We start from the raw sequence: 25,465 nt of genomic DNA, 5'->3' as shown, positions 1-25,465 counted from the left end.
CGAATCGATCGGATGCGCGTCGTGCGTCTCCGACCCTGCGCGGTGCCGCTGGCAGCCGGCGCACATCGCGCTGTCAGCGCGACCGTGACGCTGACAGCGACGTACCAGCGCACCCGCGGCGCCCCCGAACCAGCGCTACCGTCGGACGAAAGCCGCTGGAACGGAGACTCCATGATCGTCATCACCGGCGCCACGGGCGCCTTGAACGGCGGCACCGTCGAGCACCTGCTCGATCGCCTACCGGCGGGCGAGATCGGGGTCAGCGTGCGCGACCCCGACAAGGCGCGGCACTTCGCCGACCGCGGCGTGCGGGTCCGGCAAGGCTCCTACGACGACCCGACCAGCCTGCGGCACTCGTTCGAGGACGCGGACCAGGTGCTGCTCGTGTCGTCCAGCGATATGCATGCCGACCAACCGACGCTGCACCGTCGCGCGATCGAGATCGCTGCCGAAGCAGGTGCGTCGCGCATCCTGTACACCGGCCACCAGAACGCACGCGCGGACAGCGCGTTCTTCCCGGCCGGTGTCCACGCCGCCGCGGAGGCCGATCTCGCTGCCAGCGGGGTGGCGTGGACGTCGCTGCGCAACGGCTTCTATGCGCACAGCCTGGACTGGTTGCTCGGCCCGTGGCAGGCCACCGGCGTGATCGCCGCACCCGCCGACGGGCCCGTGTCGTGGACCGACCGCGCCGACCAGGCAGAAGCCGCTGCGGTGATCCTGGCCGGTGCCCACGGCCACGACGGGCCGGTCACGCTCACCGCGTCGACGGCGCCGACCTTCGCCGAGATCGCCGCGGTGGCCACCACGATCACCGGGCGGCAGGTCGAGCGGGTCGTAGCGGACGACGAGGAGTGGGTGGCGCAGGCGCCCGAGCCGCAGATGGCGCGGATGCTGCTGGGAATGTTCCTGGCCGCCAGAGTAGGCGACTTCGCGCAGGTCGATCCCACCCTGGCGACCCTGCTCGGCCGGGAGCCGCGCACCGTGGCCGACCTGCTCGCCGATCGCGCCGCGGCGTAACCGCCCGCGGCCTCGGCTACGGTCAGGCGGTGACGCAGGGCGGACCGTTGCCGTTCGGCGCGGTGGCGAGCGCCTACGCCGAGCACCGGCCGGACTACGCGCAGGATGCGGTGCGCTGGGCGCTCGAGGCGGCGCCGGGAGCGCGCGTGCTCGACCTCGGCGCCGGGACGGGCAAGCTCACCGCGTCGCTCGTCGAGCTCGGCGCAGACGTCATTGCCGTGGAGCCCGACCTGGCGATGCTCACCGAGCTGCGCCGCGCGCTGCCGACAGTTCGCGCCGTCCCGGGCAGCGCGGAGGCCATCCCGCTGCCCGACGCGTCCGTTGACGTCGTGCTCGCCGGCAACGCCATGCACTGGTTCGACATGGGCGTGGCCGCCGCGGAGATGGCGCGGGTGCTCGTCCCGGGCGGCATCCTGGCGGGCCTGTGGAACGTCCTCGACGACGGCGTCCGCTGGGTCGCCGGGCTCGAGCGGGTTGCTGGCTTCGAGGCCATCGGCCCCCGCGACACGGTCCGCACCTGGCGGGCCGGCGACGCCGGGGCGTACCTGCCGCGCGGCGGCGACGCCTGGTTCGAGTCGCCGCAGCGAGCAGACTTCGCGCACGGCCAACAACGCACCGCCGAATCGCTGGTCGCCACCCTCGCGACCCGGGCAGGGATGCTGGCCATGCCGGAGCGGGAGCTGCGGGCCAGGCTCGATCGCGTCCGGGCCTACCTGGCGAACACGCCGGAGACTGCAGACGGCGAGTTCACCCTGCCGATGCGGACCGGTGTCCTGCGCGCCCGGCCGCTCGAGAACCCCGGCGGTCGAGCGGACCCGGCCGCGACGAGCGAGACCAAATGACCGGCACCGGGCCGTTCGACGCCGTGACCGACGCGGAGCTGGACGATCTGCGGCAGCGGCTGCGCCGCACCCGCTGGCCACGCCGGTGGCCCGGCGACGTCGAACTCGGTTGGGCCGCCGGGACGCCAGATGCGGTCGTCCGCCGCCTAACCGACGTGTGGGCCACGACCTACGACTGGCGCCGCTACGAGCGCGAGATCGCCGAGCTGCCCTGGGGCCGTGCACACCTGCACGGCACGGAGGTGGCATTCCTGCTGTACGAGGGACGCGGCCCGGCTCCGTTGCCGATCGTGTTGACCAACGGCTGGCCGAGCAGTTTTTGGGAACTTCGGAACCTGGCGGCGCAGTTGTCGCTCGGGCAGGCTGCCGGACCGGCGTTCACCGTGGTGGTGCCCTGCCTGCCCGGCTTCCCGGGCACCGATCAGGCGGCGCAGTTCCCTGCTGCGGTGCCGACCCACGAGTTGTGGCACGCGCTGATGGCTGAACATCTGGGCTATCGCCGGTTCGGCGCGCACGGTGGTGACCTCGGCGCCGGCCCCACGTCGTTGCTCGGCCAGGAACACCCCGACGAGGTGCTCGGCATCCACCTGACGTCCATCGCCGACCCACTGGAGTACGACTCCGATTCGCTAACGTCGGACGAACGCGGCTACCTCGACGAAGCGGCGCACTGGTCCACCGACGAGGGCGCGTACGAGCACCTCCAGATGACCCGGCCGCAGACCCTGAGCTACGGGTTGTCGGACTCACCGGCCGGCTTGCTCGCCTGGATGGTCGAGAAGTACTTCGCGTGGACCGACAACGACGGGACGCTCGAATCGGTGTTCGACGACGACGAGGTGCTGACCCAGGCGTCGCTCTACTGGTTCGGCCAGTGCATCTCGACCTCGTTCCGGCCCTACTTCGAGTTCGCCCGAGGGCACGGCCTGCGTGTCGCCCGTGTCGACGTCCCCACTGCGGTTGCCGTGTTCCCGAAGGACCTCGTCCATCCGCCGCGCAGCTGGGCGGAGCGCACGTACAACGTGCAGCGCTACACCCGGATGGCCCGCGGCGGTCACTTCGCGGCGCTCGAAGAGACCCAGCTGCTCGCCGACGACATCGCCGAGTTTTTCGCGCCCCTTCGCTGACGCGTTCACCTGCGGTTCAGCGTGGCGCCGTGAGGCGTGCCGCAGCATCGGGGGATCATGTGCCGGTGACCTCGCCAGGTGGGCATCGACGGCGGCGTCGACGGCGTCGTGGCCCCGTCGTGGCCGTTGTCCTGACGGTCCTGGTCGTCGCCCTGGCGACCGTCGTCCTGCTGAAGGTGGTGACACGGTCGCCGGCGTCCGGCGATACCGCTGCCGGCACGCCGCGGGCGACAGGTTCGGCCGCGCCTGCGTCCAGTGCCGAGAGCACTCCGCACAGCGCCTCGCCGAGCGCGACCCAGTCCGCGAGCACGAGCAGCAGCAAGACCGCGCCGTCGGTGCACACTCCGCAAGGTCTGTGGTGGGGTGTCGACTCGACGCGCTCCATCAGTTCCACGACCATCGCCAACGTGCGGGCGTGGTACCGCGGCCACCCGCGCCCACAGTTCTGGGGGCGGTACCTCAGCGGTTCGTTCGGGACGTCCCGCGCCGAGCTCGCATACGCGCGGGCGCAGCGGATCTACGTCTATCTGATCGTCCATGACCGCAACTGCTCGCACTGCAACGGCGGGGATCTGTGCGGGAACGACCGGACCGGCGCGCAGGCGCAGGCGGACGCGCACGCCGCGCTGAGCACAGCGCACCGGTTGCGCCTGCCGGCGCGCGCCACGTTGTTCAAGGACATCGAGCAGGTCTCGTCCTGCCGGGGCGAGCCCACGTCGGCGTACCTGCTCGGCTGGTACCACGCGGTACGTGGCACGAGCTATCGCGTGGGCTTCTACGGCAACGTGCACAAGCAGTACTACGACTTCCCGCGCGCCTACTGCCGAGCGCTGGCCGGCGACCCGTCGCTCGGGGGTGGCGCGGAGCTCGCCATGAACGAGAACGAACCACGCATCGGCGCACCGCGCGGAACGACCGGACCGCGAAACGCGCCGGCGTTCCATCCGCAGAGTCCGAGCTGCGCGCCCGCGTCGGCGACGAAGATCTGGCAGTACGGCGAATCGTTGACCACGGCCAACGCCACCGACATCGACCAGGCACGTCCGGACACACCGGGCCTGCTCGCTCCGGACGGCACCGCGACGCCGTAGCTGCCGGTCAGTCCGGCGCGGCGACGTACGCGTCCGTCTCGACCCGGACGGCGCGCGAGTAGCCGACGACGGTCTCGAACACCGCGTCCGAGGTAATCAGCTGCCGGCCTGTCATCGCGCTGCCCGGCAGATGTCGCGCATCAGGTCGAGCTCGGTGTCGTAGATGTGCGCGGACTTGATGGTGAACGTGAACGTGCCGACCGCGGCGCCGACGGCATCGGCGACGTGGTGCTGCAGGGCCGCGAGCTCGACGAGGTTCGCGTACCCCTTCGTCCCGAAGTCGATGCCGTGGGCGTACACACCGAGCTGCAGCGCGTCGCCGGCGAGCCAGAAGTCGAGCAGGCTGACGCACGGGACGTAGCTCGTGTCGGTGAGCGGCTGGAACGTCGTGATCGTGGCGTTGCGCGTGGCGGGGTCGGCCTTGATCCGCTCGACGACCCACGCGATCTGGTCGCGTCCGGTGCGTGCGTAGTCGTACAAGCGGGTGGCGTAACTGTCGGCCTCGCCGAGCTCGGCCACCCGGGAGTGGTCGGTGAAGTTCGCGTGCATCCACGCCAGTCGCTCGGGGTCGGCGTGCCGGGCGATGATCGGGTCGGCGACGGCGGGGGAGTCGACCTCCAGGACGGCCGCCAGGATCTCGCGCAGCGGCTTGCCGTCCCAGCTGCCGGGCGTGCCGTCGGCGAGTATGCACTCGGCGACGGCCAGCCACGCCTCGCCGATGGTGGGCCGGCGCAGACAGGTGATCGTCGGGGCAAGCATGTCCATGACGCTAGTTGTCGATCGGCGCGGTTCGGGTATCTGCCTGCCATGCGAATCGTCATCACCGGTGCCACCGGCAACGTCGGCACGTCGCTGCTGCAACGTCTCGGCGGCGACGAACACGAGGGCGAACACGAACTGGTCGCCGTCAGCCGGCGGCGCCCACCTGCGGCGCCGCCCTACAGCTGGGCTCAGTGGCACCGGCTGGACATCGGCATCGCGGACGCGCAGGCGCGGTTGACGCACCTGTTCGAGGGCGCGGACGCCGTGGTGCACCTGGCTTTCGCGCTGCAGCCGTTCGGCGACCGCGCGGCGATGCGTCGCACCAACCAGGACGGCACCGCCGCGGTGACCGGGGCGGTGATCGCCGCCGGGGTGCCGCATTTCGTGCACCAGTCGTCGGTCGGTGCGTACGGACCGGGCCCGAAATCGCCGGTCGACGAGTCGTGGCCGACCACGGGCATCGCCACGTCGACGTACAGCGTCGACAAGGCCGCCGCCGAGGACATCGTCACGGCCGCCGAGCCGCACGCCGTCGTGACTCGGATGCGCCCGGCCCTGATCTTCCAGAACGCCGCGGCCAGCGAGGTCGCGCGCTACTTCCTCGGCCGGTTCGTGCCGAAGGTCGCGGTGCGTCGACCGGTGCTGCGGTTCGCTCCGTTCACCGATTCGATGTCGTTCCAGGTGGTGCACAGCGACGACGTGGCGGGCGCACTCGACCTCGTGCTGCGCGAGCGCGCCGGGGGCGCCTTCAACGTGGCCGCTGAACCGGTGGTCGATCGGGCCACCTTCGCCGCCGTCTTCGGCGGCGTCGGCCCGGCGCTGCCGCCGGCGCTGCTGCGCATGGGCGCGAACCTGACCCACAAGGCCCGCCTGCAGCCGACCGAGCCCGGCTGGCTCGACCTGGCGGTGCACAGCCCACTGCTCGACACCGGCCGGCTGCGTGAACTCGGCTGGACGCCCCAGCACAGCGCGGATGACGTGCTGGGACGGTTCGTCGACGCGATTGCCCGTGGTGATGGACGGGCCGGTCCGCTGTTGCACCACCGTGTCGCGACGGGACGCGATCACCCGCGCGATGCGTAGCGCGGCCGCTGTGTCCGGGTGATCAGGCGAAGTAGTGGCCGGTCTGCACGTCCTCGACCCAACCGGGGTGCGTCGGTTCCCAGCCCAGCAGCTCACGGGTCTTGTCGTTCGACGTCGGATTGTCCAGACCGGCGAACCCGGCGAGGAATCCGAGGAACTGCGGCGCCTCGTCGTCGCTGATGCTCTTCGTTTCGACGCCGAGTTTCCCGGCAATGGTCTCGGCAATGACCCGACGCGGGATGCCCGTGTCACCGACACCGTGCAGCGTCGACCCGGCGGGTGCCTTCTCCAACGCGAGGCGGTACAGCACACCGATGTCGTAGGTGTTGGCCGCGGGCCAGCGGTTGGTGCCGTCGCCGGTGTAGGCGGCAATGCCGTTGTCGCGGGCGAATCCGATCAGCGCGGAGGTGAAGCCGTGGTGGTCGAGGTCGCTGTGCACCATCGGCGCCAGCCGGATGACCGACGAGCGCACTCCCTGTTGCGCGAGGCCGGTCGTGTAGTTGGCGGCTTCGACGCGCGGCCCACCTTCGGACTGGTCGTCCTCCGTGCCGGGACGTCCGGTGATGCCGGCCATGGCGAGCATCAGCGTGCCGCTGGTCGTGACCAGCGGCTTGTCGGTGCCGGCCAGCGCCTCGCCGAACGCCTTCGTCGCGTCGAGATCCGCCTGCACCGCATCCTGCGGATTGCCCGCGAACATCGCGTCGTGCTTGAAGGCGAGGTGGATGACGCCGTCGGCCTCGCCGGCGGCGGCGCGCAGGCCGTCGAGATCGTCGAGGTCGCCGGTTCGGGGTTCGGCGCCCAGCTTCGCGACCGCACCCGCGGAGGCGTCGGAGCGCGCGAGCCCGACGACCTGATGGCCGTGCGCGACCAGTTCGGGAATGACGGCGGACGCAATGTGGCCCGATGCTCCGGTGACGAAAACACGCATGGCAGCTCCAGTCGAAAGGGGGATGTCATCTGGTGTCATCACGCTAGCACAGGCTATGGCACCCGGTGTCATCGTCTACCATCGTGGCGATGTCTCGATGGGAACCCGACGCCGCGGGCCGGCTGACGAAGGCCGCCACAGCCCTGTTCGCCGAACAGGGCTACGACGAGACGACAGTTGCGCAGATCGCCGAAGCTGCGGGCCTGACGAAGCGCACGTTCTTCCGGTACTTCGCCGACAAGCGTGAGGTGCTCTTCGACGGCTCGCACGAATTCCGGGGCCGCTGGCTGCGTGGCATCGACGCGGCGCCCGCGTCGGCGGCTCCGATGGAGGCGGTCGCGGGAGCATTCGACGAGGTTGCGAGGCTGTTCGAGGACCGCCATTCCTTCGCCCGGGTGCGGGCGCAGATCATCTCGGGCCACCCGGAGCTGCAGGAACGCGAGCTGATCAAGCTGCAGTTGCTGTCCGCGGACGTCGCGGCCGCGTTGGCGGCGCGCGGGCTCTCGCCCAACGCCGCCACCCTTGCCGCCCAGACGGCAGTGACGGTGTTCCACGTCGCCTTCGCCCGCTGGGTGAGCCAGGACGACCCGGTTGCCTTGCGCCGGTTGATCGACGAGTCGCTGTCCGAGCTGCGGTCGGTGACCACCGCGTAGTCCGCGCCGGACGCACGTGCGTGGGGTCCCGCACGTGTTCGTAGGGTTGACCGAGTGCAGCTGTGCAGCGGACGACGGCACCGGCCGGTCGTCCGGTGACCGGCGAGCAACCTGATCCACGGCGCTGGGCGGCCTTGTTCGTCTGCGTGACGGCGCTGTTCATGACGCTGCTGGACGTCAGCATCGTGATCGTCGCGTTGCCCTCGATCGGCCGCGGGCTCGGCGCGGGCGCGTCGGAGTTGCAGTGGGTCGTGTCCGGTTACGCACTGGCGTTCGGCATGGTGCCGATCGTCGCCGGCCGGCTCGGTGACGACCGCGGACGCCGTCGCATGCTGCTCGTCGGCATCGCCGCATTCGTGATCTTCTCGGCCACCGTCGGCCTGGCGCCGAGCCCGGGTGTGATCATTGCCGCGCGGGTGTTGCAGGGCCTGGCCGGCGGCCTGATCAATCCGCAGGTGGCCGGCCTGGTGCAGCAGCTGTTCCCCCGCTCCGAGCGCGGCCGGGCGTTCGGTGCGATCGGCACGGCGGTCGGCGTTGCCACAGCGGCCGGCCCGGTGATCGGCGGCGCGATCATCGCGCTGGGCGGCGAGCACTGGGGCTGGCGTTTGTGCTTCCTGGTCAACGTGCCGATCGGGATCGCGTCGTTCCTGCTCTGCCGGCGACTCCTGCCGCGCGACCGCGCGCCGGAACACGCCCGCCCGTTGGACCTCCCCGGCGTCGGACTGCTGACACTGGGGATGTTCGGCGTGCTGTTCCCGATCGTGCAGTACGACGCACGCCGCGACCTGCGCCTGCTCCTGATCGTCATTCCTGCGCTGGCCGTCCTGGTCGGCTTCGTAGCCTACGAACGCGGCCCGGCCCGGCAACGAGGCCACCCGCTCATCGACACGACCCTGTTCCGTCTGCGGTCCTACTCGAACGGCGTCGCGTTGGCGTTCGTCTACTTCGTCGGCTACACCGGCACACCGCTCGTACTGTCCTTGTTCCTGCAGTTCGGGCTCGGCTTCTCACCACTGCACTCCGGCCTGACGTCGGCCACCTACGCCGTCGGCACGGCGGTGTCGGCGCCGATCGGCGGCCGGCTCGTCCCACGTATCGGGAACAAGCTGCTGGTCGGCGCGCTGCTGCTGTTCCTCGTCGGCGTTGCCGCCGCCGCCGTGGCCGGGGCGTTGGCCGCGGGCCGGGTCTCGAACGACACCATCACCTTCGTACTGGCCGGCCCGTTACTCATCGCGGGATTGGGCGGCGGCAGCGTGATCACCCCGAACCAGGCGCTCTCCCTGGCCGAGGTCGACGTGTCCGGCGGTTCGACCGCGGGCGGCATGCTGCAGACCGCGCAGCGCATCGGCAACGCCACCGGCACGGCGTTGGGCAGCGCGGTGTTCTACACCGTCGCCGGTTCGGCCGCCGGTCTCGGGGCGGAGCGCGCCGATCATTACGGCCACGCCTACGCGTCGGCGCTGGGTCTCGCCGTGCTCTTCGGGCTCGGTGCGCTGGCACTCGCCGTGCGCGACGCACGCGACGCACGCGACGCACGCGACGCGGCGGCGGCGCGAGCGGCGCAGCCGTCGGTCGACGAACGCACCAGTCGATCAGTGTCCGATTGACTCGATCTCACGTCGAGACACGCAGGCCCGCGACCAGCAGGGCGGCCATCCGGCGGGCGTCGTAGTCCGGATCGCCCTCGATCCCGACGGACAGGTTGCCGATCGCGCGCATCAACTCCCGCGCGTCCACGTCATCGCTGATCTGACCCGCGTCCACGGCGGCCTGCAGGAGCTGCGCGCACACCGGGACGAGGCGGTCCAGGAAGTAGTGGATCAACGTGTCGAATCCCTGCTGGTCCGCGCGCAGCGTCGCCGCCAGCCCGTGCTTGGTGACCAGGAAGTCGACGAACCGGTCGATCCACTGCGTCAGCGCGGCGTGCGGCGTCTCGGCGGCTGCGAGCAGGGCCGGCCCGGCCTCCACGCATGCCTGCACCTGATGCCGGTACACCGCGATGATCAGATCGGCGCGGGTGGGGAAGTGCCGGTAGATCGTGCCCATGCCGACGCCGGCCTGCGCCGCGATCTCGCGCACCGGCGCCTGCACGCCGGACGCGACGAAGACCGTTGCCGCGGCGTCGAGCAGGGCCTGCTCGTTGCGGCGCGCGTCGGCGCGTTTACGGACGGGAGGGTCCGCGCGCTTCGCGGTGTCGGCCATTCGCGGTACCTCCTCGGTCACCCGTGTTGCGAACCGGAGCAGCGCTCCGTATCGTCAGACGGAGCGAGGTTCCGGTTGTCTATGGTGCCAGAGCCCGCACCCACGGTGCGTTGACGCGCCGGACCACGACGGAAGGGGACGACCGTGCAGTACCGCACCTTGGGCCGCACCGGCGTGCAGGTGAGCACGTTGGTGCTCGGTGCCATGAACTTCGGCTCGATCGGCCACACCACGCAGGACGACGCCACGGCGATCGTCGACGCCGCGCTCGAGGGCGGCATCAACCTCATCGACACCGCCGACGCCTACAGCAAGGGGGAGTCCGAGCAGCTGGTCGGCAAAGCCATCGCCGGGCGCCGGGACGACATCGTGCTCGCCACCAAGGCGTTCCTGCCGATGGACGACGAGCGCAACCATCAGGGCAGTTCGCGCCGCTGGTTGACCCGCGAGCTCGATGCCAGCCTGCGTCGCCTCGACGTCGACCACGTGGACCTCTACCAGGTGCACCGCTGGGACCCGACGACCGACGACGACGAGACGCTCGCCGCACTGACCGACCTGCAACGTGCGGGCAAGATCCGCTACCTCGGCACGTCCACGTACCCCGCCTACCGCATCGTCGAAGCGCAGTGGGCGGCACGCGAGCATCAGCTGAGCCGATATGTCACCGAGCAGCCCAGCTACTCGATCCTGCAGCGTGGCATCGAGACGCACGTCCTGCCCGTCACCGAGCGGTACGGCATGGGCGTGCTCGCATGGAGCCCCCTGGCGTCGGGTTGGCTGTCCGGTGCGGTGCGCGAGGGGCGTGAGATCACCACCAACCGCGCGCAGATGATGCCGCAGCGCTTCGACCTGTCCCAGCCCGCGAACCGCGCGCGGCTCGCGGCCGTCGAGCGTTTGGTGCACATCGCCGACGACGCCGGGTTGACCTTGATCCAGCTCGCGCTCGGTTTTGTCACGGCGCACCCGGCGGTGACCAGCGCCATCATCGGTCCGCGCACGATCGAGCACCTGCAGTCTCAGCTCGCAGCCGCGGACACCCTGCTCGACGACGACGTGCTCGACGCCATCGACGAGGTCGTGGCGCCCGGTGTCGACCTCGCGCCGGAGGAGAAGGTCGACACCCCGCCGTCCCTGCTCGACCCGGCACTGCGGCGGCGGCGGCGGTGAGCGCGCCGAGCTTCGGCATCGCAACCGCACCGCAGCAGATCGAGTACGCGGACCTGCTCCGTGTCTGGCGTGAGGCCGATGCGCTGGACGAGATCGAGCACGCGTGGTTGTTCGACCATCTCTTCCCGATCGCCGGTGACCGTAGCGGTCCGATCCTCGAGGGGTGGACGCTGCTCGCGGCGCTTGCGGCGCAGACCGAGCGGTTACGTCTTGGCCTGCTCGTCACGAGCAACCGCTTCCGGCCGCCCGCGATGCTTGCCAAGATCGCGACGACGGTGGACATCGTGTCCGGCGGCCGGCTCGACTTCGGCATCGGCGCGGGATCGCGCCCGAGCATGCCGATCGCCCGCGCCGAGTACGACGCGCACGGCCTGCCCTACCTCGATGCCACCGATGCCGTCGCCAGCCTCGCCGAGGCGTGCACGATCATCCGCCGGTTGTGGACCGAGGACGCGCCGTTCGACTTCGCCGGCGACCAGCACCGCCTGACCGGCGCGTTCGGCAATCCCAAGCCGCTCCAGCAACCCACGCCACCGTTCGTCATCGGCGGCCGTGCGAAGGCGACGTTGCGGGTGGTCGCCGAGCATGCCGATGTGTGGAACTACCCCGGCGACGACGTCGACGACGCACTGATCCGGCGCGGCATGCTCGACGGATACTGCCGGGAGATCGGCCGCGATCCGGCGGAGATCACCGGCTCCCTGGTGCTGCGGGTCGCCTACGACGACCCCGCCGCCACGCGTGACACCATCGGCCGGGCCGTCGACGCCGGCTTCATGCACCTTGCCCTCTCGCTGCCGGCGCCGTACCCGCAGGGCGTGGCGACGTGGCTGGTCGACGAGATCATCCGCCCGTCGCGCTAGTACGCACCGCTCCTACGCGCGCCAGCGGGTGAGCGGCTGGGCGCGGGCGGTGGGGTCACCAACCGTAGGCGGTGGCACCCTGCATGGTCGGCGGTTCCGCCGCTGCGGCGGCAAAAGCCCGCAGGGCGGGAGCCAGCTCGGCACGCCGTTCGGCCGGCATCGCGCGGACGATGCGAGCAATCTCCGCCCGCCGGCGGGCCGTTACCTCGTCGACCAGCTTCGCCCCGGCGTCGGTGAGTGCCAGGTGCACCTCACGCCGGTTGTCGGGGTTGTCGGCCCGGGCCACCAGCCCTGCTGACACGAGCTTGTCCACCATCCGCGCCGCTGTGGAGGCGTTGACGCCCAACGAATCGGCCAAGCCGTTCAGATTCGTGCGCGACCGGGTGTGCAGGACGACGAGCGTGCGGAACTGGACGACGGTCACCGACTCCTCGACGGCGGCGAGCGAGCGGGCCGACACGCCTACGAGCACACGGGACGCTGTCAAAACGGCGTCGACGAACTCATCGGGGTCGCGGCGTGAACGTCCGGTCACCTTTCCAGCCTGTCAGCGTCGACTGAGAAGCCAATCATTGCACAATGCAATATATGCACTATGCGATGAGGCAGTTGACGGTCCGGTCGCTGGCGGCCCTGCGAACCTCGGAGACGGGTCTGCTCGTGCTGGCGCTGTGCGTCGGTGCCGGCGCCGGAGGAGGCGCTATCGCGTTCCGCTGGCTGATCTCGACCTTCACCCACGTTCTGAGCGGCCACGCCGATTACGCAGGGCTCGGCCGCGTGTCGAACCCGCACGTGCCCTTCCTCGGCGTGTGGTTCCTGGTGCTCGCTCCGGTCATCGCCGGGTTGATCTACGGGCCCCTCGTGCACGCGTTCGCACGGGAGGCGCGTGGCCACGGCGTGCCGGAGGTGATGTACGCGGTGGCACGCAACAAGGGGCGCATCAAACCGCAGGTCGCAGCCGTCAAGGCGCTCGCCTCCGCGCTGTGCATCGGTGGCGGCGGATCCGTCGGTCGCGAGGGACCGATCGTGCAGATCGGTTCGGCCCTCGGCTCCACGCTCGGCCGGCTCACCGCGGTGGACGAGGAACGCACCCGCGTACTGGTGGCCTGCGGCGCGGCCGGCGGCATTGCGGCGACGTTCAACGCGCCGTTGGCCGGCGTCTTCTTCGCGATGGAGCTCATCCTGCGAGATTTCGCCGCCCGCTCGTTCGGCATGGTCGTGCTGTCCTCGGTGAGCGCGAGCGTCATAGGCAGGTCCGCGTTCGGGGACACTGCCTTCCTGCATCTGCGTGGCTTCCACATCACCGACCCGACCCAGTACGCGTGGTTCGCCCTGCTCGGCCTGATCGCCGGGGTGACTGGCGTGCTCTTCACGCGCGTGCTGTATCTGGTCGAAGACGTCTGTGACTGGGCGTGGCGCGGGCCGGAGTGGCTGCGTCCGGCGGTGGGCGGCTTGCTGCTCGGCGGCCTACTGCTCGCCGTCCCGCAGATGTACGGCGTGGGTTACCCGGTGCTCGACCGCGGCGTCGTCGGTGGTTACACCGTCGCCGTGCTGGTCGGGCTACTGGCCGCGAAAGTGTTGGCCACGAGCCTGACCATCGGTATCGGCGGGTCCGGCGGCGTGTTCGCGCCGAGTCTGTTCGTCGGCGCGATGCTCGGCGCCGCCTACGGCAGCGTCCTGCACGACGCGTTACCGCAGTCCGCCGGCACCATCGGCGCTTACGGCCTCATCGGCATGGGCGCGGTGTTCGCCGGATCGGCCCGCGCGCCGATCACTGCCGTGGTGATCCTTTTCGAGCTCACCGGTGAGTATACGATCATCCTGCCGCTCATGACGGCGATCGTGCTCGCCACCGGGGTGAGCCATGTCCTGAGCCGCGACACCGTCTACACGGCGAAGCTGCGGCGGCGAGGCGTCGACCTCGACGCGACGCCGGACCCGCTCGACGGTCTCATCCTGGACGCGGCCATTCGCCCGGCCGCCGACGACGCCACGATCGACAACCGGCGCACGATCGCACTCGATGCGCCGTTGTCGGCTGCCATCGAGGCAATGCGCGACGTGCAGACCGACCTCGTCGTCGTCGATCACCAACAGCGGGCGGTCGGCCGGTTGACCCCTCGAGCGATGCGCAACGCAATCCCTCGGGGCGCCGCAACGACCGAGAACCGCGAAGGGTGACCAGGCCGCGGCAGCCGGGCAGGTAACTGCCATGCACACACGAACGCTCGGCAACGACACCGTCGGCCGGCACGAGGTCGGTGCCGTCGGCCTCGGCCTGATGACCTTCGACCAGACCGGTGCGCAGCCGCGCCAGCAGCTGCTCGACACGATCTCCTCCGCGCTGGACGCCGGCGTCACGCTGTTCGACACCGCTGACGCCTACGGTCCCGGCGACGACGTCGGCGCTGACGCGCAGGGCGCGAACGAGACGTTGGTGGCCGGCCTGCTCGACGAGTTGGGCGTGCGAGACCGCGTATTGCTCGCGACGAAGGCCGGACACGTGCGCACCGCCGGCGGCGGCTGGGCGACCGACGGATCGCCGGAGCATCTGGACTCGGCCGTGGACGCGAGTCTGCAGCGGCTGGGCGTCGACCAGATCGCGCTGTGGCAGCACCACCGGCCGGATCCGCACGTCGACTACATCGACACGCTGGGCGCGTTGAAGCAGGTGTACGACTCGGGTCGGGTGGCGATGGTCGGCCTGTCGAACGCCGGACCGCAGCAGATCCGGCAGGCGCACGACGTCCTGGGGGACGCGCTGGTCAGCGTGCAGAACCAGTTCTCGCCCGCATTCCGGTCCAGCCACGCGGAGATCGATGCGTGCGCCGAACTCGGCCTGGCGTTCCTCGCCTGGAGCCCGCTCGGCGGCCTGTCCGGCGCCAAGGGTCTGGCCGACAAGCACCCGGCGTTCGCCGAGGTGGCCGGCGAGGTGGCGGTCAGCGCGCAGCAGGTGGCGCTGGCCTGGGAACTCGCGCAATCACCGACGGTCATCCCGATCCCGGGGGCCAAGCGACCGGAGTCGATCAGCGATTCCGCCCGAGCGGCCGACCTGACCCTCGACGACGCGCAGTTGGCACGACTCGACGCCGGGTGACGCCGGCCGCCTCGCGGCGTCAGCCGTCGACCGAGCTGCCGTTGCTCCAGCCGTGCCAACGGTCGATGCTCACGTGCACCGTGACCCTCGCGTTCTTCCGGTTGGGGTAGTCGTTGCCGGTGTAGTGCTGCGAGAGCCGGTCGATGTCGCGCAGCCCTTCGTCGTCGGCGATCGAGGTCACCCGGCCTTGCACGCTCACGTGCGTGTACCAGTTGCCCTCTTCGAGCGCGGTCAGCGAGACCCGGCCGTCGCGGCGCAGGTGCTCGAGCCGCGCGCGGCCGGCATCGAGGCCGAGCAGGATGGTGCCGTCGTCCTCGAGCAGGTACCAGGTGGCGACGGTGACCGGCCGGCCGTCGGACGCCACAGTGGCCATCACGGCGGGGTTGGGTCGGGCAAGCATCTCGCGCAGGTCGTCCGGCAGCGGCGAGGTCGGCACGTGTCAGGCCTCCTTATGCACGGACGCGTCGTAGATCCGCGCGATCGACGCCTCGAGGGCCTGGTTGAACTGCTCGTCGGTCTGCTGGTCGGTCAGGCCGTCCAGGAGGGCGCGGGAGAAGCTGGCGATCATCGAGTGATCCTTGGCCAATCGGTTGCACGCGTCGTCGCGGCTGTAACCACCGGACAGCGCGAGCACCTGCAGCACCCGCGGATCGGCGGCGAGGTCGGCGTAGAGATCCGCCTCGTCCGGGATGGTCAGTTTCAGCATGATCAGCTGGTCCTCGGGCAGCGACGCGATCCGCGCCCGCAGGCCGTCGTGCAGCAGCTGCTCGGCCTGCCCCTTGTGCGTGCTGTCGATGCTCACCTCGGGTTCGAGGATCGGCACGAGCCCTGCGGCGCTGATGCGCTCAGCCACGGCGAACTGCTGCTCGACGATCTGCTCGACACCCCTCTCGTCGGCGTCCTTGATCACCGAGCGCATCTTGGTACCGAACATCGCGTGCTTGTTCGCCCGCTCGAGCAGGTCGTCGAGGGTGTCGATCGGCTTCATGAGCTGCACACCGTCCACCTCGTCGGCCAAGCCCTTGTCGACCTTGAGGAACGGCACGACCTGCTTGCGCTGCCACAGATAGTCACCCGTGGCCTGACCGTCCACCTCGCGGTCCATCGTCTGCTCGAACAGGATGGCGCCGAGGATCCGCGAGCCGTCGAAGGCCGGGCTGGTGACGACCCGGGTGCGCATCGCGTGCACGAGGTCGAACATCTGCGCTTCGGAGTCGTAACGGCTCTCTGCGACGCCGTACTCGGCGAGTGCCTTCGGGGTGCTGCCGCCGCTCTGGTCGAGCGCTGCGAAGAACCCCTGGCCGGAACGGATCTTCTCGAGCTGGGTCGCGTCCATGGAGTCATCCTTTCCGACCCCGGACGGCGGCAAACGCCGCCCGTGACGACCCGCGCGTGCAGGGGTAGGCCGTGGGGCGAACCCAGAACTCTCGACGACGAGGAGTGCCCACTCGTGCCTGCAGTACCCGACATCCTGCTCAACAACGGCCAGCGGATTCCGCAGTTCGGCTTCGGGGTGTTCCAGATCGAGCCGAAGGACACCGCAGCTGCCGTCAGCGCCGCACTCGACGCCGGTTACCGGCACATCGACACCGCGCAGATGTACGGCAACGAGAAGGAGGTCGGCGAGGCCATCGCCAAGTCCGGCATCGCGCGTGAGGACGTGTTCGTCACCAGCAAGTTGAACAACGGCGCGCACCGGCCGGACGACGCGCGGCAGGCGTTCGCGAAGTCCCTGGACGACCTCGGCTTCGATCACGTGGACCTGTTCCTGATCCACTGGCCGCTGCCGACCCGCTACGACGGCGACTACGTCTCGACCTGGCGCACGCTTGAAGAGTTCTACGCGGACGGGCGGGCCCGCTCGATCGGCGTGTCGAACTTCCAGCCGCACCACCTGCGGCGCCTGCACGAGGAGAGCGACGTCACGCCGGCGATCAACCAGATCGAGGTGCACCCCTATCTTGCGCAGCAAGAGGTCCGGCAGTTCTGTGCCGACCATCAGATCGCCGTCGAGGCGTGGTCGCCGATCGCGCAGGGCAACGTACTCGACGACCCGACGATCAACGAGATCGCGCGCCGCGTCGGCAAGTCACCGGCCCAGGTGGTGCTGCGCTGGCACATCGAACGCGGCGACATCATCTTCCCGAAGTCGGTGACTCCGGAGCGGATCGAGGAGAACATCGACATCTTCGACTTCGAATTGTCCGGTGCCGATGTCGAGGCGATCTCCGCGCTCGACCGCGGCGAGCGCACCGGGCCGGACCCGGACACGTTCGACATGGTGGGCTGAGTGCAGACCTCGCTCAGACGGTGATGAGCACGACCGCCCCCGCAGCCAGCACCAGTCCCGCTCGCTGCACGGGCGTCGTGTGTTCGCGCAGGAATGTCACGGCCAGCACGACGGTGGTCACCGGGTAGAGCGAGGTCAGCACGCTCGCCAACGACAGCAGTCCGGTGTGCGTGGCGAGCAGGAAGAACATGTTGGCCAGCGCGTCGAACGCCCCGGCCGCGATCACCACAGCGAACGCGCGTGCGTTGCGGATCGGGATCAGCGCGCCGCGCGCCTTCGCCAGCGGGATGATCAGCAGAGCCGAGGCGTACCGCGAGACGACCAGCGGCCACAGCCCCGTGTGGCCGCCGGCACGGGCCAGGAACACGAAGTAGAAGCCGAAGCCCAGCCCGGACAGCAACGCCAGCGCGAGCACCCGAGGGCCGACGTGCCCGTGCGGGTTGGTCTCGCTCGTGCGGCTGACCAGGGCGATCGCCGCCAGCCCGAGCAGGATGCCGAACCACGCGGAGACATGCGGACGCTCTCCGATCGACACCCCGACGACGACCGGCACGATCGCCGCGAGCACTGCGGTGACCGGCGAGACGACGTTCATCGGCGCGACCGTCATCAGGTCGTACATGACGACGACGCCGACCATTCCGGCCACGCCGCCGGCAATGCCGAAGCCGACCACCCGGCCGTCGATGCCGCCCGCGAAGAACGGCAGCATGATCGTCATCAGCAGTGCGCCGACCGGATAGCTCCACAGCAGCACGGTCAACGCGCCGTTGCGGCGGGAGGCGAAGCCGCCCGCGAAGTCGCCCACCCCGTAGAAAAGGGCTGCCAGCAGGCCGAGGACGACGGTCACGACTCAACCTATCGAGGCAACGAGCGTTCCTATGCGCGCGGGTGTGGCGCCGATGGCTTCGGCTTGGCACCGGCTGATGGCGGCTCGGGCCGCCGCCGGACCGCGCTCGGGAAGTACCAGGTCGCGCGAGGGCCGTCCTTGAACGCCGACTCAGCGCGTCTTGGTCAGCGTGAGCTGCTGGACATCCAGGTAGCCCGTGCGGAAACCCGCCTCGGAGTAGGCGAGGTACAGCGACCACATGCGCCGGAAGGTCTCGTCGAAGCCGAGCGCGTCGACCTCGGCCGCATGCGATTCGAAGGTCTCCCGCCAGCGGTGCAACGTCTCGGCGTAGTGCCGGTTGAAGCTGTACCGGTCGGACACCTGCAGCGCGGTGTGCGCGGCGAGCGTGCGTTCGATCGCCTCCACCGACGCCAGCTGCCCGCCCGGGAAGATGTACTTGCGGATCCAGGTGTAGGTGTCCTTCGTGGCGAGCACGGTGTAGTCGTCCTGCAGGATCGCCTGCAGGCCGACGCGACCGCCGGGCACCAGGACGCGGTCGATCGTCTGGAAGTACTCGTTCCAGTGGTTGGCGCCGACGGCCTCGATCATCTCCACGCTGACGACGGCGTCGAAGCGGCCCTGTACCTCGCGGTAGTCCTGCAGCCGGACCTCGACGCGGTCGGCGACGCCGGCCGCCGCGATCCGCTGCCGGGCGAGGTCGGCCTGTTCCGTCGAGATGGTGAGCGACACGACCGTCGCGCCGCGCGCGGCTGCCCGCAGCGCGAGCTCGCCCCAGCCGGTGCCGATCTCGAGTACGGACGTGCCGTCGCCCACGCCGGCGGCGTCGAGCAGCCGGTCGATCTTGCGGCGTTGCGCGTCCGCCAGCGGTTCCGGTGAGTCCTTCGGCTCGCCGTCGAACACCGCTGACGAGTACGTCATCGTCTCGTCGAGGAACAGCCGGAACAGGTCGTTGGACAGGTCGTAGTGCTGGTGGATGTTGTCCCGCGCGCCTTGGACGGTGTTGTCGTGCTGACGGGGCTGGACGCTGAGCACCGCGTTGCGCAGCCGGTGCAGCACCGGCGGGATCATGTCGCGCATGTTGGCGGCGAACGCCGACAGCACACCCGGCAGGTCCTCGGTGGTCCAGTCGCCGGCCATGTAGGCCTCGCCGAAGCCGATGGTGCCGGTGTCCCCGATGCGGTGGAAGAACGCGTGCGGCCGCACGAGCTGCATGGCGGGGTCGGAGGCGACACCGGACCCGGACCAGACGCCGCCGGGTTCGCTGACCCGCAGTGGCAGCCGCTTGATCGCATGGCGGAACAGCCGCTCGGCGATACGGGCGCGCACCGGCGAGTGCGGGACGGCGGCGATGTCCGGCCACCGGCGCGCGTCAACCGGTCGGCGATCCGAGGTGTCGCTACGGCTTTTCGTTGCAGTCATCGCGTCTCCTTCGAATCGGTGGCGCGGGGCACGGCACGCGGTCAGATCGTAAGCGAGGGCTCCCCGGCAAGTATCTTCTCTACAACATTCGCAATGGCGGCGTCGACGGTTTCCTGCGCAGGTGTCGCGCGCAGCACCGCGAGCACGTATGCGGTGACCAGTTCGTGCCACTCACGAGGGCGCCGCAGCATCGCGTGCCGTTCCCCGCCGAGCGTGACGTCGCCGACCGACTCGGCCACCGCCGCAGCGGCCCCGGCGTAATCCGCGGAGTGCGCCCGGCTGGTCATCCGGTCGCGATCGCCGTGCACGACGAGCACCCGCCGCCCGGCCAGCTGGGCCACCGGGTCGCCCGGTTCGATCCACGGCGCCAGCCCGACCACCGCGCGGACCGCCGGGTGCCCTGCGGCATACATCGCGGCCCGGCCGCCCATCGAGTGACCGACGAGCGCGACGGGCCGGCCTGGGTAACGCTCGGCGATGCGGTCCAGGGCCCACAACACGTCGGCCACGGGGGACTGCGCCGTCCCGTTCCAGCCGCGGACCAGGTACCGCAACCGGCCGACGGCGAGTCCACGGTCCGCTCCGGCGCGCCGGAGCGAGGTGACGAACGGCAGCATGCGCACGACCGCGAGCTGCCGGGCGCGCACCCGGGTGCGTCCGGTGGAGCGGCCACCGTGCAGGACGAGCACGACGGCGCGGGTCGCGTCCGGGCCACCTGCGGCGTCGTCGACGTGCAGGAACGGGGTGCGCTCGCTCACCGCGGGCACGTCTTGTTCTGCGGCGGCAGCTTCTCGTCGATCAGGTAGCTGTTGACGTAGCCGTCGACGCAGCCGCTGCCCTGCAGGTAGGAGGTGTGCCCCTCGCCGTCCCAGCTGAGCAGCTCCGCCTTGCCGAGCGTGCGCGTGAGGTTCTTCGCGCCCTGGTAGGGCGTCGCGGGGTCGTGCAGGTTGCCGATCACCAGGATGGTCTGCGACGCGTCCCGCGCGGTGGGCAACGGCGGCACGGTGCGCTGCGGCTGCCACTGCTGACAGGAGAACAGCGAGATCGCGGACCACAGCCCGAAAATCGGGAAACGCTTCGTCCAGCTCGCGGCAGTGGCGCGGATCTGCGCGTCGGTCGGGCCGGGACGCGAGTCGTTGCAGCTGATGGCGGTGTTCGCGTCGTAGAGGTTGGAGTACTGGCCGTTGGTGCGCTCGTTGTACTGGTCGGCAAGCGTGAGCAGCCCCTCCGAATTGCCGTGCTGCGCGTCGAGCAGTGCCTGGCCGAGCGTCGGCCACTGCGACTGCGAGTAGAGCGCGGACAGGATCCCGGTGTAGACGAGCGAGCTGGTCGCGCGGCGCGAGTCGCCCTGCGCCGGGATCGGATTCGCCCGCGATTGCGCGGCGATGTTGTAGACCGCCTCGCGCGGGTCGCCGACGCTCTTGCACGGAGTGTGCTTCTGGCACCAGGCCCCGAACTGGTCGAAGGCGCGCTCGAAGCCGCCCAGCTGGTTCGCGAACGCGGTGACGTCACTGGTCAGCGGGTCGACGGCGCCGTCGAGCACCATCACCCGGATGTTGTGCGGGAACAGGTGCGCGTACTGCGCGCCCAGCTCGGTGCCGTAGGAGAACCCGAGGTAGTTGAGCTTGGCGTCGCCGACCGACTTGCGGATCTGATCCATGTCCTTCGCGGTCTGCACCGTGTCGATCTGCGCGAGTGCGCTGCCGTACTTGCTCTCACACTCGCGCGCGACGGTCGCGGCCAGGGCTTTTGCCTGCGCGAAGCCCGCTTTCGTCCGCACGTCGGGCTGCGCGGCGTTGAGCCGGTCCTTCTGCGCGTCGGACACGCAGCTGACCGGCGTAGACGAACCCACGCCGCGCGGGTCGAAGCCGACCACGTCGAAGTGCGGCAGCAGGGTGCTGGTGAGCTTGGGGGTGAGGCCGAGCGCGATCTCGACACCGGAACCGCCCGGACCGCCCGGGTTGACCAACAGCGAGCCGGTCGGGTGGGTGTCGCGCTTGTCGTGGACGCGGACGAGCTGCAAGGAGATGGTCCGGCCGTTCGGCTGGGCGTAGTCCAGCGGCACGGGCAGCGTCGCGCAGTCGAAGGTCAGCCGGGCCTGGACGCTGGCCGGCAGGTTCAGCGCAGCGAGGTTGAATTGGTCGCTGCAGTCGGTGAACGTGGCGCGGCGGGTCGGCGGCTGGGCCGTGGACCCGGACGACGTCCTGCCCGGTGCGGCGCTCGAACCCGCGCCGCCGACGGCCGAGCCGTGGCCGTTCTCGGTGGTTGTGCAGGCGCCGAGCAGCAAGGCAGCGATGCCCAATGCGCCGAGCACCCGACGCCGATTCCGACCCATGGCAGCACGGTACCGACCGGTCATGTGGTCGACGCCGCTGCTCCGCCGGTCAGCCGGAGCGCTGGTCGATGGCCGCGCGTGACGGTGCGCATGCCTTCCAGAACTCGGCGCCGAAGGTCGACATCTGCACCGTCTTGCGGACCAGTCTGACGCTGCCCTGCCGGCCCTTCTCGATCTCGTTCCGGGCGGCTGTGACGGCGGGGTCGTCGGCCAGCTGGACGTACTGTCCGACGAGATCGCGCCCGCCCTCGGGGCCGGAGTCGAGCAGCCCGAAGCCGCGCAGCCGGCCGAGGTAGGTCGGGGTGTTCGCGGGCGTCGTCACGCCGGCGGTCTCCCCGACCGTGGAGACGTCGGTGAGCACGGTGCGTTCGGGGGAGCGGCGGCCCGAGCGCGCTGCGACATCGACCAGGGCAAAGGTCCGGCCACCGGCGAGCGCGGCGAGGATGCGCGCCTCGTCCGGCACCAGCTGGCTGACGATCGTGCCGTAGAGGTAATCGCGGTTCTTGCTGCTGCCGTCGGGTTCCTGCGCGCGCTGCAGCAGTTCGGTCATCGCCGAGCGCAACGGCTCGGCGTCGTCGCTGCCGTTGTGCACGAGCATCATCACGCGCTGTTCCTCGGGTGTCGCGTTGCCGATGAGGCTCGTCGGCAGCTCGAGCATCCGCAGGATCTCCGCGGCGGCGGCCTGGCGCAGCTTCTCCGCCTGCTTCTCGACGGTGTCCACGCCGGGTAGCTGGCGTGCCATCCGCCAGCTGGACCTGCCCAGCAGCCGGCCGACCCGCGCAGCGGTGACGATCGCGTTGCCGGCAGCCGCGACCACCTGGCCCTGTTGCGCCTCGAGCCGGCCGAAGCCCGTCCGCCGTCGCGTCGGCCAGGCGCTGCGGTCACGCCCGTTCGCCGACGTCGCCAACCCGTTCGGGCTGCTGCCGGCCGCACCGTCGCGCGTGGGCGCCGGCCGCGCGCGCCCGGACGCGGAGTCGCGTGGCTCGTCTGCCACGGCACACCTCCGGCGGTTGTCTGTGACACCGGTTGCGGCGCACAACTGCGCAAGACCGTAGTCGATGGATCGCGCGGCCCGCGACGCCGCGCGGCCCGTCGGCGCACCGGTCAGGACACAATGAGCCGATGAAGCTGCCCGTCATGCCGCCGATCGCGCCGATGCTCGCCAAAGCGGTGCCGACGATCCCGCCCGGCGCGTCCTACGAGCCGAAGTGGGACGGGTTCCGTTCGCTCGTGTTCCGGGACGGCGACGAGGTGGAGCTGGGCAGCCGCAACGAGCGACCGATGACCCGCTACTTCCCGGAACTCGTCGAGGCGATCCGCGCCGAGCTGCCCGAGCGCTGCGTCGTCGACGGTGAGATCGTCATCGCCACGCCGGCCGGGCTCGACTTCGAGGCGCTGCAGCAGCGCATCCACCCGGCGAAGTCGCGCGTTGACCTGCTCGCCGGACAGACGCCGGCGTCGTTCGTCGCGTTCGACCTGCTGGCATTGGGCGACGACGACCTCACCAAGCGGCCGTTCGCCGAGCGGCGCGCCGCGCTGGAGCATGCCATCGGCAGCGGCGGCAGGTCGGTGCACCTCACGCCGACCACCACCGACGCCGACGAGGCGCAGCGCTGGTTCACCGAGTTCGAGGGTGCCGGGCTGGACGGCGTCATCGCCAAGCCGCTGGACATCACCTACCAGCAGGACAAGCGGGTGATGTTCAAGATCAAACACACCCGGACCGCCGACTGCGTGCTCGCCGGCTTCCGCTGGCACAAGACCTCGACGTCGGACCAGCCCCTCGTCGGGTCGCTGCTGCTGGGCCTCTACAACGACGACGGCAAGCTCCAGCACGTCGGCGTCGTCGGCGCGTTCACGGCGAAACGCCGCGCGGAACTCGTCGACGAACTCGAGCCGCTGCTGGCCGGCCAGGACGACGACCATCCTTGGGCGGAATGGGCCAACGCGGACGCGCACGCCAAGCAGCGGTTGCCCGGCAACGTCAGCCGGTGGAACGCGACGAAGGACCTGTCGTTCGTCCCGCTGCGGCCCGAGCGCGTGCTCGAGGTCAAGTACGAGCACATGGAGGGCACCCGCTTCCGGCACCTCGCGCACTTCATCCGCTGGCGCGACGACCGCACACCGCGCTCGTGCACCTACGAACAGCTCGAGCAGCCGATCACCTTCCAGCTCGGCGACATCGTCCCCGGCCTCGGCGGCTAACGGCCGATGACGCGGTAGCGCAGGAACAGTGCGGAGTCCTCGGTCAGCACGCTGACGAGTTCGAGGCCGGACGGGTCGGGCCACTCGTCCGCGCCTGCGGTGATGCGGCCCGGGCCGGGGCCGATGAGCATCGGCGAAACGCTCAGGCACAGCTCGTCGACGACGCCAGCGCGCACCAGCTGCGCGAACGCGGTCGGGCCGCCCTCGGAGAGCACCCGGGTCAGGCCGCGCTCAACGAGCGCGGCGCGCGCCGCGACCAGATCGACGTCGTCGTCGCCGCACACGACGACGTCCGTGTGCTGCGCGAGTCGTTCGCGCTGCTCGGCGGGCGCGCTCGCGCACGTCAACACGATGGTGCGCGGTCCGTCGGCTCCGGCGAACAACGCGCTGGCCGGGTCGAGGCGCAGCGTGCGGCTGGTGACCGCGGTCGGCAGTGCCGGATCCAGACCGTGGTCGCGGCGCACCGCCCGGCGCCGGTCGCTGAGCACGGTCGGCGCGTAGCCCTCGGCAACCGCGGTCCCGGCGCCGACGAGCACGACGTCGGCCAGATCGCGCAGGGCGGCGAAGACCCGGTTGTCACCCGGTGTCTGCAGCCCGGCGGAGCGGCCGTCGGCCTGGGCCGCGCCGTCCGACGAGGTGACGAAGTTGGCGCGCACGCCGCCGTGCTCGAGCCAGCCGCGGGCGTACACCGCGTGGACGTCGACGACGTCCGTGATAGCAGGGAACAGGGCGCGCACGGCGACAGCTTAGGGTTGGGCCACGGACGGTGAGGCCATTCGCCGCGGCAGGCGTGGACAGGCGCGGACGACGCGAGGACGGGACGAGACTTGGCGAAGAAGGCGTGGTCGCGGTTGCCGATGCCGCGCCGCGTCGAACGCACGCTCGACGTCGCCCTCGACCGCGCGCTCGCGGTGCAGCGGCCCGTCGTGCTGAACTACCTGCACCGCGTACAGCGCAAGGACCCGAATTTGACGCCGGCGCAGCTGGTGACCCGGCTCGAGCGGCAGTACCTCACGGCCGTCGTCGGCATCGGCGGCGCGTCCGGCGCGGCGGCCGCGGTTCCCGGTGCCGGCACCGCGGCTTCGGTCGCCAGCGGCGCCGCCGAGATCGGCGCGTTCGTGTCGGCGTCGGCGATGTACGTGCTCGCCCTCGCCGAGCTGCACGGTCTGCCGGTCAGCGACCCGGTCGTGCGGCGTGCGCTGGTGCTGTCGGTGCTGCTCGGTGACGGCAGTGCCGCGGCACTCGACGGCGCCGGCGTCGCCGACCGGCACTGGGCCGCGGTGCTGACCCGCAGTACCTCGAAGGACAAGATCGCCGGCGTGAATTCGCATCTCGGTCGCCTGCTGATCGGTCGCTTCGGCGCGCGGCAGAGCGCACTGCTGTTCGGGCGCGCGCTGCCGCTGGGTGTCGGCGCCGCGGTCGGTGCCGGCGGCAACGCCGCCCTGGCCCGGGGCGCGATCCGCTCCGCCCGGAGGGCTTTCGGACCACCGCCGGCGAATTTTCCGAAGCTCGTCGTCGACGCCCGCTAGAT

26 protein-coding genes are annotated in these 25,465 nt (G+C 70.6%); 14 read left to right on the top strand and 12 right to left on the bottom strand.

The features are described from left to right. Positions 1-171: 171 nt before the first annotated feature. The 4 genes from ACFFCN_RS01285 to ACFFCN_RS01270 all read left to right on the top strand — a co-directional run bounded on the left by ACFFCN_RS01285 (position 172) and on the right by ACFFCN_RS01270 (position 4,077). A complete protein-coding gene (locus ACFFCN_RS01285) occupies positions 172-1,017 on the top strand; it encodes an NAD(P)H-binding protein (RefSeq protein WP_375488944.1) in 846 nt (281 codons plus the stop codon). A 29-nt stretch (positions 1,018-1,046) separates the two neighbouring features. Beyond that, positions 1,047-1,859, top strand: coding sequence for a class I SAM-dependent methyltransferase (locus ACFFCN_RS01280; protein WP_375488942.1), 813 nt, complete (start codon positions 1,047-1,049; stop codon positions 1,857-1,859). Continuing rightward, the gene (locus ACFFCN_RS01275) at positions 1,856-2,986 is read left to right on the top strand and encodes an epoxide hydrolase family protein (RefSeq protein WP_375488940.1); all 1,131 of its coding nucleotides are present in this window, start codon (positions 1,856-1,858) and stop codon (positions 2,984-2,986) included. The genes ACFFCN_RS01280 and ACFFCN_RS01275 overlap by 4 nt, the downstream gene beginning before the upstream one ends. A 119-nt stretch (positions 2,987-3,105) precedes the next feature. After that, positions 3,106-4,077 carry a glycoside hydrolase domain-containing protein gene (locus tag ACFFCN_RS01270; protein ID WP_375488938.1) on the top strand — a complete coding sequence of 324 codons (972 nt, stop codon included), beginning with the start codon at positions 3,106-3,108 and terminating at the stop codon, positions 4,075-4,077. Positions 4,078-4,188: 111 nt separating this feature from the next. On the opposite strand, the gene ACFFCN_RS01265 is transcribed toward ACFFCN_RS01270, so the two are convergent. After that, positions 4,189-4,836 carry a thymidylate synthase gene (locus ACFFCN_RS01265; protein WP_375488936.1) on the bottom strand — a complete coding sequence of 216 codons (648 nt, stop codon included), beginning with the start codon at positions 4,834-4,836 and terminating at the stop codon, positions 4,189-4,191. Positions 4,837-4,884: 48 nt separating this feature from the next. Here ACFFCN_RS01265 and ACFFCN_RS01260 point away from each other — a divergent pair, with 48 nt between their 5' ends. Beyond that, positions 4,885-5,922, top strand: coding sequence for an NAD-dependent epimerase/dehydratase family protein (locus tag ACFFCN_RS01260; protein ID WP_375488934.1), 1,038 nt, complete (start codon positions 4,885-4,887; stop codon positions 5,920-5,922). Positions 5,923-5,944: 22 nt separating this feature from the next. On the opposite strand, the gene ACFFCN_RS01255 is transcribed toward ACFFCN_RS01260, so the two are convergent. Then, positions 5,945-6,850 (bottom strand): SDR family oxidoreductase, encoded by a 906-nt coding sequence (locus ACFFCN_RS01255; protein WP_375488932.1) that lies wholly within the window; start codon positions 6,848-6,850, stop codon positions 5,945-5,947. Positions 6,851-6,939: 89 nt separating this feature from the next. On the opposite strand from ACFFCN_RS01255, the gene ACFFCN_RS01250 reads away from it, so the two are divergent. Continuing rightward, positions 6,940-7,503 carry a TetR family transcriptional regulator gene (locus tag ACFFCN_RS01250; protein ID WP_375488930.1) on the top strand — a complete coding sequence of 188 codons (564 nt, stop codon included), beginning with the start codon at positions 6,940-6,942 and terminating at the stop codon, positions 7,501-7,503. 95 nt (positions 7,504-7,598) lie between these two features. Further along, positions 7,599-9,110, top strand: coding sequence for an MFS transporter (locus tag ACFFCN_RS01245; protein ID WP_375488928.1), 1,512 nt, complete (start codon positions 7,599-7,601; stop codon positions 9,108-9,110). 7 nt (positions 9,111-9,117) lie between these two features. Here ACFFCN_RS01245 and ACFFCN_RS01240 read toward each other — a convergent pair whose 3' ends face one another. Then, positions 9,118-9,705 carry a TetR/AcrR family transcriptional regulator gene (locus tag ACFFCN_RS01240; RefSeq protein WP_375488926.1) on the bottom strand — a complete coding sequence of 196 codons (588 nt, stop codon included), beginning with the start codon at positions 9,703-9,705 and terminating at the stop codon, positions 9,118-9,120. Between the two features lie 144 nt (positions 9,706-9,849). Here ACFFCN_RS01240 and ACFFCN_RS01235 point away from each other — a divergent pair, with 144 nt between their 5' ends. Together ACFFCN_RS01235 and ACFFCN_RS01230 are read left to right on the top strand one after the other, a co-directional pair. After that, positions 9,850-10,875: an aldo/keto reductase gene (locus tag ACFFCN_RS01235; RefSeq protein ID WP_375488924.1), complete on the top strand. Its 1,026-nt coding sequence runs from the start codon at positions 9,850-9,852 to the stop codon at positions 10,873-10,875. Next, positions 10,872-11,738 (top strand): LLM class flavin-dependent oxidoreductase, encoded by an 867-nt coding sequence (locus ACFFCN_RS01230; RefSeq protein WP_375488922.1) that lies wholly within the window; start codon positions 10,872-10,874, stop codon positions 11,736-11,738. The genes ACFFCN_RS01235 and ACFFCN_RS01230 overlap by 4 nt, the downstream gene beginning before the upstream one ends. 55 nt (positions 11,739-11,793) lie before the next feature. Here the strand turns inward: ACFFCN_RS01230 and ACFFCN_RS01225 are convergent, their stop codons facing one another. Beyond that, positions 11,794-12,273 carry a MarR family winged helix-turn-helix transcriptional regulator gene (locus tag ACFFCN_RS01225; protein WP_375488920.1) on the bottom strand — a complete coding sequence of 160 codons (480 nt, stop codon included), beginning with the start codon at positions 12,271-12,273 and terminating at the stop codon, positions 11,794-11,796. A 65-nt stretch (positions 12,274-12,338) separates the two neighbouring features. On the opposite strand from ACFFCN_RS01225, the gene ACFFCN_RS01220 reads away from it, so the two are divergent. Both ACFFCN_RS01220 and ACFFCN_RS01215 read left to right on the top strand, forming a co-directional pair. Next, a complete protein-coding gene (locus ACFFCN_RS01220; RefSeq protein ID WP_375488918.1) occupies positions 12,339-13,919 on the top strand; it encodes a chloride channel protein in 1,581 nt (526 codons plus the stop codon). Positions 13,920-13,950: 31 nt separating this feature from the next. Beyond that, positions 13,951-14,835, top strand: coding sequence for an aldo/keto reductase (locus tag ACFFCN_RS01215; protein ID WP_375488917.1), 885 nt, complete (start codon positions 13,951-13,953; stop codon positions 14,833-14,835). Positions 14,836-14,854: 19 nt separating this feature from the next. Here the strand turns inward: ACFFCN_RS01215 and ACFFCN_RS01210 are convergent, their stop codons facing one another. Together ACFFCN_RS01210 and ACFFCN_RS01205 are read right to left on the bottom strand one after the other, a co-directional pair. Continuing rightward, on the bottom strand, positions 14,855-15,271 hold the full coding sequence (locus tag ACFFCN_RS01210) for a PPOX class F420-dependent oxidoreductase (RefSeq protein ID WP_375488915.1): 417 nt from the start codon (positions 15,269-15,271) through the stop codon (positions 14,855-14,857). A 3-nt stretch (positions 15,272-15,274) separates the two neighbouring features. After that, positions 15,275-16,171 carry a fructose bisphosphate aldolase gene (locus ACFFCN_RS01205; RefSeq protein WP_375488913.1) on the bottom strand — a complete coding sequence of 299 codons (897 nt, stop codon included), beginning with the start codon at positions 16,169-16,171 and terminating at the stop codon, positions 15,275-15,277. A gap of 114 nt (positions 16,172-16,285) precedes the next feature. On the opposite strand from ACFFCN_RS01205, the gene ACFFCN_RS01200 reads away from it, so the two are divergent. After that, on the top strand, positions 16,286-17,125 hold the full coding sequence (locus ACFFCN_RS01200) for an aldo/keto reductase (protein ID WP_375488911.1): 840 nt from the start codon (positions 16,286-16,288) through the stop codon (positions 17,123-17,125). Between the two features lie 13 nt (positions 17,126-17,138). Here ACFFCN_RS01200 and ACFFCN_RS01195 read toward each other — a convergent pair whose 3' ends face one another. From ACFFCN_RS01195 to ACFFCN_RS01175, 5 genes are all read right to left on the bottom strand, one after another. Then, on the bottom strand, positions 17,139-17,975 hold the full coding sequence (locus ACFFCN_RS01195) for an EamA family transporter (protein ID WP_375488909.1): 837 nt from the start codon (positions 17,973-17,975) through the stop codon (positions 17,139-17,141). Positions 17,976-18,125: 150 nt separating this feature from the next. Continuing rightward, positions 18,126-19,394 (bottom strand): class I SAM-dependent methyltransferase, encoded by a 1,269-nt coding sequence (locus ACFFCN_RS01190; RefSeq protein ID WP_375488907.1) that lies wholly within the window; start codon positions 19,392-19,394, stop codon positions 18,126-18,128. A 41-nt stretch (positions 19,395-19,435) separates the two neighbouring features. Continuing rightward, positions 19,436-20,152: an alpha/beta fold hydrolase gene (locus tag ACFFCN_RS01185; protein WP_375488905.1), complete on the bottom strand. Its 717-nt coding sequence runs from the start codon at positions 20,150-20,152 to the stop codon at positions 19,436-19,438. Further along, complete coding sequence (locus ACFFCN_RS01180; protein ID WP_375488904.1) at positions 20,149-21,729, bottom strand: alpha/beta hydrolase; 1,581 nt, start codon at positions 21,727-21,729, stop codon at positions 20,149-20,151. Before ACFFCN_RS01180 ends, ACFFCN_RS01185 begins: the two co-directional genes overlap by 4 nt. Positions 21,730-21,778: 49 nt before the next feature. Next, the gene (locus tag ACFFCN_RS01175; RefSeq protein WP_375488902.1) at positions 21,779-22,723 is read right to left on the bottom strand and encodes an Abi-alpha family protein; all 945 of its coding nucleotides are present in this window, start codon (positions 22,721-22,723) and stop codon (positions 21,779-21,781) included. A gap of 128 nt (positions 22,724-22,851) precedes the next feature. Between ACFFCN_RS01175 and ACFFCN_RS01170 the strand changes: the two genes are divergently transcribed. Then, the gene (locus ACFFCN_RS01170; protein ID WP_375488900.1) at positions 22,852-23,934 is read left to right on the top strand and encodes an ATP-dependent DNA ligase; all 1,083 of its coding nucleotides are present in this window, start codon (positions 22,852-22,854) and stop codon (positions 23,932-23,934) included. Here the strand turns inward: ACFFCN_RS01170 and ACFFCN_RS01165 are convergent. Next, entirely contained in the window at positions 23,931-24,671 is a 741-nt protein-coding gene (locus ACFFCN_RS01165; protein ID WP_375488898.1) for a dihydrofolate reductase family protein, read from the bottom strand. The genes ACFFCN_RS01170 and ACFFCN_RS01165 overlap by 4 nt on opposite strands. 90 nt (positions 24,672-24,761) lie before the next feature. Here ACFFCN_RS01165 and ACFFCN_RS01160 point away from each other — a divergent pair, with 90 nt between their 5' ends. Next, complete coding sequence (locus ACFFCN_RS01160) at positions 24,762-25,463, top strand: hypothetical protein (RefSeq protein WP_375488896.1); 702 nt, start codon at positions 24,762-24,764, stop codon at positions 25,461-25,463. The last annotated feature ends 2 nt before the right edge of the window (positions 25,464-25,465 follow it).

Origin of the sequence: uncultured Jatrophihabitans sp., assembly GCF_964246335.1 — a bacterium.
Lineage (GTDB): Bacteria > Actinomycetota > Actinomycetes > Mycobacteriales > Jatrophihabitantaceae > Jatrophihabitans.
The sequence above is the reverse complement of the archived record's forward strand: the minus strand, read 5'-3'. Positions and strand labels throughout refer to the sequence as shown.